The 6,693-nt window shown below is 68.4% G+C and carries 8 protein-coding genes; 6 read left to right on the forward strand and 2 right to left on the reverse strand.

Annotation, left to right across the window (positions count from 1 at the left end):
* The first annotated feature begins 357 nt into the window (after positions 1-357).
* Together ACN6LB_RS44630 and ACN6LB_RS44635 are read left to right on the forward strand one after the other, a co-directional pair.
* Positions 358-819 (forward strand): pyridoxamine 5'-phosphate oxidase family protein, encoded by a 462-nt coding sequence (locus tag ACN6LB_RS44630; RefSeq protein ID WP_445030922.1) that lies wholly within the window; start codon positions 358-360, stop codon positions 817-819.
* Between the two features lie 94 nt (positions 820-913).
* Positions 914-1,768 (forward strand): alpha/beta hydrolase, encoded by an 855-nt coding sequence (locus tag ACN6LB_RS44635; RefSeq protein WP_445030923.1) that lies wholly within the window; start codon positions 914-916, stop codon positions 1,766-1,768.
* Between the two features lie 224 nt (positions 1,769-1,992).
* On the opposite strand, the gene ACN6LB_RS44640 is transcribed toward ACN6LB_RS44635, so the two are convergent.
* The gene (locus tag ACN6LB_RS44640) at positions 1,993-2,379 is read right to left on the reverse strand and encodes a VOC family protein (RefSeq protein WP_445030924.1); all 387 of its coding nucleotides are present in this window, start codon (positions 2,377-2,379) and stop codon (positions 1,993-1,995) included.
* A gap of 122 nt (positions 2,380-2,501) precedes the next feature.
* Between ACN6LB_RS44640 and ACN6LB_RS44645 the strand changes: the two genes are divergently transcribed.
* Both ACN6LB_RS44645 and ACN6LB_RS44650 read left to right on the forward strand, forming a co-directional pair.
* Complete coding sequence (locus ACN6LB_RS44645; protein WP_445030925.1) at positions 2,502-3,272, forward strand: TetR/AcrR family transcriptional regulator; 771 nt, start codon at positions 2,502-2,504, stop codon at positions 3,270-3,272.
* Between the two features lie 119 nt (positions 3,273-3,391).
* Entirely contained in the window at positions 3,392-3,802 is a 411-nt protein-coding gene (locus ACN6LB_RS44650; RefSeq protein ID WP_445030926.1) for a MerR family transcriptional regulator, read from the forward strand.
* Between the two features lie 307 nt (positions 3,803-4,109).
* On the opposite strand, the gene ACN6LB_RS44655 is transcribed toward ACN6LB_RS44650, so the two are convergent.
* On the reverse strand, positions 4,110-5,291 hold the full coding sequence (locus tag ACN6LB_RS44655; RefSeq protein ID WP_445030927.1) for a sensor histidine kinase: 1,182 nt from the start codon (positions 5,289-5,291) through the stop codon (positions 4,110-4,112).
* Between the two features lie 151 nt (positions 5,292-5,442).
* On the opposite strand from ACN6LB_RS44655, the gene ACN6LB_RS44660 reads away from it, so the two are divergent.
* Both ACN6LB_RS44660 and ACN6LB_RS44665 read left to right on the forward strand, forming a co-directional pair.
* Positions 5,443-5,814: a DUF4333 domain-containing protein gene (locus tag ACN6LB_RS44660; protein ID WP_356149157.1), complete on the forward strand. Its 372-nt coding sequence runs from the start codon at positions 5,443-5,445 to the stop codon at positions 5,812-5,814.
* 19 nt (positions 5,815-5,833) lie between these two features.
* Positions 5,834-6,517 carry an ABC transporter ATP-binding protein gene (locus ACN6LB_RS44665; protein ID WP_445030928.1) on the forward strand — a complete coding sequence of 228 codons (684 nt, stop codon included), beginning with the start codon at positions 5,834-5,836 and terminating at the stop codon, positions 6,515-6,517.
* Positions 6,518-6,693 lie beyond the last annotated feature (176 nt).

Below are 6,693 nucleotides of genomic sequence, written 5' to 3' on the forward strand. Positions count from 1 at the left end.
CATCCTGCGGTATCGGTTGCGGATCTTGGCGGGGGATGCGTCGGGGGCGGAGGGTTTGCGGGTGTTGGCGGAGCGGGCGCAGGCGGATGCCAATATCGACTTGGCTGCGGAGATCTGGCGGATTCTTGCCGAGGCCCTTGCCCAGCTGCAGCAGGCTCCCGGCCCCGCCGCCTAGTACGCCAGCTGTAGAGGGTGATCCTGTTGGTAGCCGCCGGTTGTGACTGAGCACTCCAACTGATCGGCCTGAGCGTGACAATCGACCACACCCTCGGCCTGCGGGCTGAGTGGCTGTCGGTCCCTGGGAGTAGGACCAGCGCCTCATGTGCGGTTCCGAACCGCTGACTAAGGTCGGCGTTCATGAAGACCACAGAGATCGCTCGTCGTGATGTGCTGGAGCGCAGGCGCGACACTGTTGAACGGCTCTCCGCAGAACGAGATATATGGATATCCACGGCCCATCCGGATCACGGCCCGCATCAAGTGCCGCTGTGGTTCTGTTGGGACGGGCAGGCCGTGTGGATGTGCACTGGCGAGACCTCCGCGACTGTGCGCAACTTGCGCAAGGATCCCCGTGTGCGCCTGGCATTGCCGGACACCTTCGATGTGGTTCTCCTGCACGGGGAGGCGGAGTGCTTCTCGGATCGGAGCGTGCCGGAGGACGCCGCGGATGCGTTCGCCGAAAAGTTCGGATGGGACCCACGTACGGAGGAAGACCCTTTTCTGTATATTCGTGTGGCTCCGAAGACAGTGTTCGCCTGGCGCGGCGAGCCGGAGCTGCGCGGCAGAGTCCTCATGCGCGAGGGGACGTGGCTGGGCTGAACTGCTCAGTGGCTTCCCGATGGAGAAGTCAAGCCGTGTGAGGGCAGCCAAAACCGCGTTGAGAACGTTCGTGATCTCTCCTAGGTTGGCCCTCGTGACGATCGAGGTGCCCTACCAGCCGCTTCCGATTCACCAGTCGGACGTGCGCTACGCCCATGGCCCCGACTCCACCGTGCAGCCCGGCGTACCCGTCGGCGAGACGATCGAGTTCGACTGGAGCGACAGCGCGATCTACCCGGGGACGTCACGGAAATTCTGGGTGCATGTGCCCGCGCGGTACGACCCCTCGGAGCCGGCGTCGCTGATGGTGTTCCAGGACGGATGGTGGTATCTGGACCCTGAAGGGGAGGTCCGCGGCGCGATCGTTCTGGACAATCTCGTCCACCGCGGTGACATCCCGGTCACCATCGGCGTGTTCGTCGACCCAGGTGTGTTGCGAGATGCCGAGGATCCCAAGAACCGCAACACCGAGTACGACGCCTTCGACGATCGGTACGTCAGCTTTCTCCTGACAGAAATCATCCCTGAGGTCACGAAGCACTACTCGATTGCCGAGGACCCCGACCGGTGGGGCATCTGTGGTGGCAGCAGCGGCGGGAACTGTGCGTTTACCGCGGCGTGGCTGCGCCCGGACAAATTCCGCCGGGTGATCGGGTACTTGTCCAGCTTCACGCAGATGCCAGACGGCAACCCATACCCCGAACTCATCCCCCGCGTCCCGCGCAAGCCGCTGCGTATCTTCATGCAAGCGGGCCATCGTGACCTTCGCTGGAACGAGTCCGAGGCGAACTGGTTCGCCAACAACCTGCGCGTCGCGGCCGCGCTCGCAGAAGCCGGCTACGACTTCCGCCTTGTCCTGGGCGATGGCGGCCACAGCCCCAACCATGGCGGGGTCCTGCTTCCCGATGCCCTCCGCTGGTTGTGGCGATCGGACTCACGCCCGAACTGACCGGTGGGTTGAGGTGGCGACCCCTCTCGTTGTTGAGGAGGCGCGAACACCAGCCGCCGCTTGGGTCCTGCTCCTGCAGCCCGTCGCCGAGCCCCGCCACGCTGCTCGCGCGCGCTGTCGCCCCGCCTGCCGTTGAGGGCCAGTCCTTCGAGCAACTCACGCAATCGGTGCGGCACTTCTCACGTCACCGGTCGACCGCCACCTCCACGACCGCCCCAAGGCCGTCACCCGTCGTCGGGTGCGGCCCAGGAAACGAGCTCAAGGATGACGCCGTTCGGGTCGGTGACCTGGAAGAGGCGCTCACCCCACGGCTCTTCGCGCAGCGGCATGGTGATGGGGACGCCTTCGCTTTGCAGTCGCTCGTATTCAGCCTCCAGGTCAGTCACGGTGAACGCGATGATCACACCCGCGGCATGCTGATCCCTGAAGCCCTCGGGCAAGACCTCGATGCCGCGCTGCAGAAAGATCACGTTGGCGGCGCCCTCCAGGGCCAGAGAGGCAAAGCCTTCCGCGGCCATGGCCTCCTCGAAGCCGAAATGCCTGGTCAGGAATGCGGCGGAGGCCGGGACGTCACCGACGGTCAGAGAGACGGCGGTGGAAGTGATCTTCATGGTTCTCCCTGAGCTCGAACTCAATCTCTATACGCTGTACTCTATACAGCATACAGAGAAGAAGTTCTGGAGGATGCCAAAGCCGTGAAGGGCGCCAAAGATCTCAGAGGATGATGGGGCGCATGGTCAAGGAACGAAGCGGCGCAGGCGACCCGGCCCGCACTCTGGAACTTCTGTGGCGCGAGCCCGGACAAGGTGGTCCACGGCGCGGCCCGAAGCAGGGCTTGACGGTTGACGCCGTTGTCCAGGCGGCCATCGCTCTCGCCAACTCCGGTGGGCTGGACGCCTTGACCATGCGCAGCGTTGCCCAGCAGTTGGGCGTCACACCCATGACGCTCTACACATACGTCCCGGGCAAGGCAGAGCTGCTCGACCTCATGCTGGACGCCGCCTATCTACAGATGCCGCGCGGCGATCACACGGCCGTCCCGTGGCGTAAGAGGGCGGAGTCGGTCGCGCGCGAGAACCGCGATCTGTATAGGCATCACCCCTGGGTGGCGACCCTCCCCACCACACGCCCGCCGCTCGGCCCCGGGCTCATGGCCAAGTACGAACACGAGTTGGCCGCGTTCGACGGCCTTGGCCTCGGTGACGTCGAGATGGACGCGGCCCTCACCCTGCTCCTTGGTTTCGTCCAGTCCGTCGCCCGAGCCGACCTCGATACTCAGGCCGCCGCCCGGGAAAGCGCCATGTCCGACGAGCAGTGGTGGGCCGCCAACGCGCCGCTTCTGGCCAAGGTCTTCGATCCGGCACGGTTCCCCCTCGCCGCCCGGGTCGGGAGCGCAGCGGGCGCTGCTCACCAGGGGGTGTACAACCCCGACCACGCTTTCAGCTTCGGGCTGCAGCGCATCCTGGACGGCCTCGACCACCTCATCGTGAGCCGGTCCCGATAGCACCGACACATGCCGGTCCGTCGGCCCGCGAGGTTGCGGTTGCCGCTGCGGCAGCTTCTACCGTCCTGAACCAGGGCCGGAGAGACCGGCCCGGTGACGCGATCATGAGGTAGGCGGCGATGAACTGGCCGATCGCGGAGGTCGCCCGGATGTCGGGCGTGACCGCCCGAACCCTGCGGCACTACGACGAGATCGGCCTGCTGCCGCCGGCCCGGATCGAGACCAACGGCCACCGCTACTACGAGGAGCACCAGCTCTTGCTGCTTCAACAGATCCTCGTTCTGCGGGCCCTGGGCGAGCTGATGGCTGCGGGCCACCACGTCGACGCAGAGCCTGTGCAGGCCGAGATCGACGCCCAGTGCCGGGCGCTGACCGAACTGCGGGCCGTCTCCGCCGACGAGTACCGCGCCATCGGACGCTCCTGCGCGGACAACGACGCCTGGCGCGCCGCCGACGAGGCGATCGCACCAGGCCTGGCCGCGTACCAGCGGGATGCCATCGAGGCGTACACCGCTACCCGACTGAGCTGACCCGGGCCGAGTGGCCCACGGGAACCAGCCGGCGAGGGCGGCGCACCTCCGCCCCCGCCGAAATGCTCGCCCGCTCGCCCGCTCGCCCGCTCGCCCGCTCGCCCGCTCGCCCGCCCGCGCGGCTGGCGGGCGAGGTGCTGGCCGGTCTCATGAACATCGAACGCGGCCCTGAAAAAGGTGTCTCCCGACGAGCAGGACAACCGCGCTGAGGCTCGGCAAGGCCAAGTGGAGGCTCTCCGCCCGTACTTGAGCGAATGTTCCACGAGTCCTGGTAAGCGAGGGAGCCCGTCCCTCTCAGGCTTCCCGCTCAGGCCTTCCGCGCCGGAAGCACCGCCCGCACTTCCCACCCCGCGCCGCCCCGCGGTCCGGCGTTCAGTTCGCCGCCCAGTGCGGTCACCCGCTCTATGAGGCCTACGAGGCCGAAGCCGCCGCCATGGGCGGCCGCCGGAAGCTGACTGCCGCCGCGGCCGTCGTCCGCCACCGTCACTGCGAGTCGGCCGGTGTCGTCCTGCAGGCGGACCTCGATGTGCGTGGCATCGGCCGCATGCCGCCGGATGTTGGTCAGCGCTTCCTGGACGACCCGGAAGGCCGCGGCCTGCACCTCGTGGGGGAGGTCAGGGGACACGGCGGGGTCGCGGCTCAGGACGGCCTTCTGGCCCGGGGTCGCGAAGCCCTCGATGAGTTCGGCGATGCCTGCCAGGTCGCCTACCGGGCGGTGGCCGCTCGCCTCGGGCCCGGTGTCCCGAAGGACGCCGACGGTACGGCGCATCGAGGCGAGGGCCTCGGTCGCAGCCCGCTCGATGCCCGCCAGGACAGGGTCCAGTTCCTGCGGCTGGGTGGTTGCCATCATGCGGGCCACCTGCGTCTGCACCAGGATGCCGGTGACGTGGTGGGCGACGAAGTCGTGCAGGTCGGCGGCGATGGCCAGGCGTTCGCTGCGCCGCGTCTCGCTGACGGCGACGGTGCGGCGGTAGTCCATCGACCGCAGATAGCCCGCGAGTCCGGCGATGAGGCCGGCCAGCAGCAGACCGATCATCTCCAGACCCATCACGTCACTGCTCAGCGTCAGGTCGCCGCGGACCGGCAGAATGAGCAGCGCGCCCGTGTCGAGCCCGCCGCACACCACGGCCCAGCGCGGCGGGCAGTGCCGTACGGCGATGAAGAGCAGGCACAGCAGGATCATGATCTCGCCCGGGCCGAACACGACCTCCCCGTCGACCAGCAGCGAAGCCGCTGTGAGGAGGGCCGAGGCGAGAGCGGGCACAGCAGTGCGCAGTTGCGGTGTGAACCACTCGGGCCGCCGCCCGGCCGGCCACAGCACGGCGGCCAGCCCGACGAGTACCACGGCCAGGATCTGCCAGGAGGGGCTTGCCATCGGCAGGACACTCGTCCCGTCGGAGGCGTAGAGAACAACGTCGACGACGGACGCCGCCAGCAGCACACCGACAGCGAGGCCATGGGCGCAGCCTCGGACGGAAACGGATCTCATGCCGATCACCGTAGGCCAGCGCGCCCGGCGGCGGGATCAGCCGAACGGCCGAGGGGCCGGCCCACGACCCTGACCGTTCGGCCGAGGCGGGTGCCCGAGCCCGCGGGCGAGGGTGGAGCCGCATCCTCACCACGGACATCAGGAGTACGCGATGCAGCGCAGCAAGTTCCTCGTAGGTGTCGTCGGCGGCGTGACCGCCGTGGTCGCGTTGGGCGGTCTCGGCACATCTCTGCTCTCGGGCACCGAGTCGACCAGCCGCCTGGACGAGTTCAGCACGACGTCGGTGGACGGTCACAAGGCGCTCGCGGCGAACATCGTCGAGGGCCGCACCGAGAGCAAGTACCACCCGCTGCCCTGGGTCGGCGACAAGCTTTCCGACGTCACCTGCCCGACCGGTCTCAGCGCCGTCGCCGGAGCCACCCTCACCTGCACAGGCAAGAAGAGCGATGGCAAGACGCTCGACATCGCTGTCCGCGTGACCAAGGCCGACGCCAAGAGCGTCACCTGGAAGTTCGAGCGCTGAGAAGGGGCGACGACACACCATGAGCACCGTTCTGGCCGGATACGGCCTCGTGAAGAAGTACGGCTCCACCACCGCCCTGGCCGGCGTGGACGTCGAGGTCGGCGAGCGCGACTCGCTGGCGATCATGGGCCCGTCCGGGTCCGGCAAGTCCACATTGCTGCACACCCTGGCGGGGATCATCCGCCCCGACGGCGGTCAGGTACTGCTGCGCGGCGAACGCATCGACCAGCTGGGCGAGAACCGACTCAGCGCGTTGCGCCGCAAGCGCTTCGGGTTCGTGTTCCAGTTCGGCCAGCTGCTTCCGGAACTGCCCGCCGAGGAGAACGTCGCACTGCCGCTGATGCTGGAGGGCATGCCGCGCAGCGAGGCCGTCGTCCGCGCCCGCCGCTGGTTCGTGCCGCTCGGTCTGGACGGGCTGGAGCACCGTCGCCCCGGCCAGCTCTCCGGCGGGCAGGCGCAGCGGGTCGCCATCGCGCGCGCTCTGGCCGTCGAACCGGACGTGGTCTTCGCCGATGAGCCCACCGGCGCCCTGGACCAGCGCACCAGCACGGAGGTCGTCCAGCTGCTGACGTTCGCCACCCGGGAGACGGGCGCCGCGCTGGTCATGGTCACCCACGACGCGGACGTCGCCGCCCACTGCGACCGGATCCTTCAGGTCCGTGACGGCGGCATCAGCGGCCACACCCAGTACACCGTCGCCTGAGCCCGCAGGAGTAGCTGCCATGCGTTCCCCCGTCCTGCCTCTGACGCTGCACCTCGCCAGGTCCTCCGGCCGCCGCGGTCTGCAGTCCCACCTGCTCGCCGCCGGCGCCGCCGCCGTCGGCTCGTTCCTTCTGCTGGTGATGATCGCCGCCTCGCTCGGGGGGGGGGGGGGCGGGG

The sequence above is a fragment of the Streptomyces sp. SAS_270 genome, from assembly GCF_052543295.1.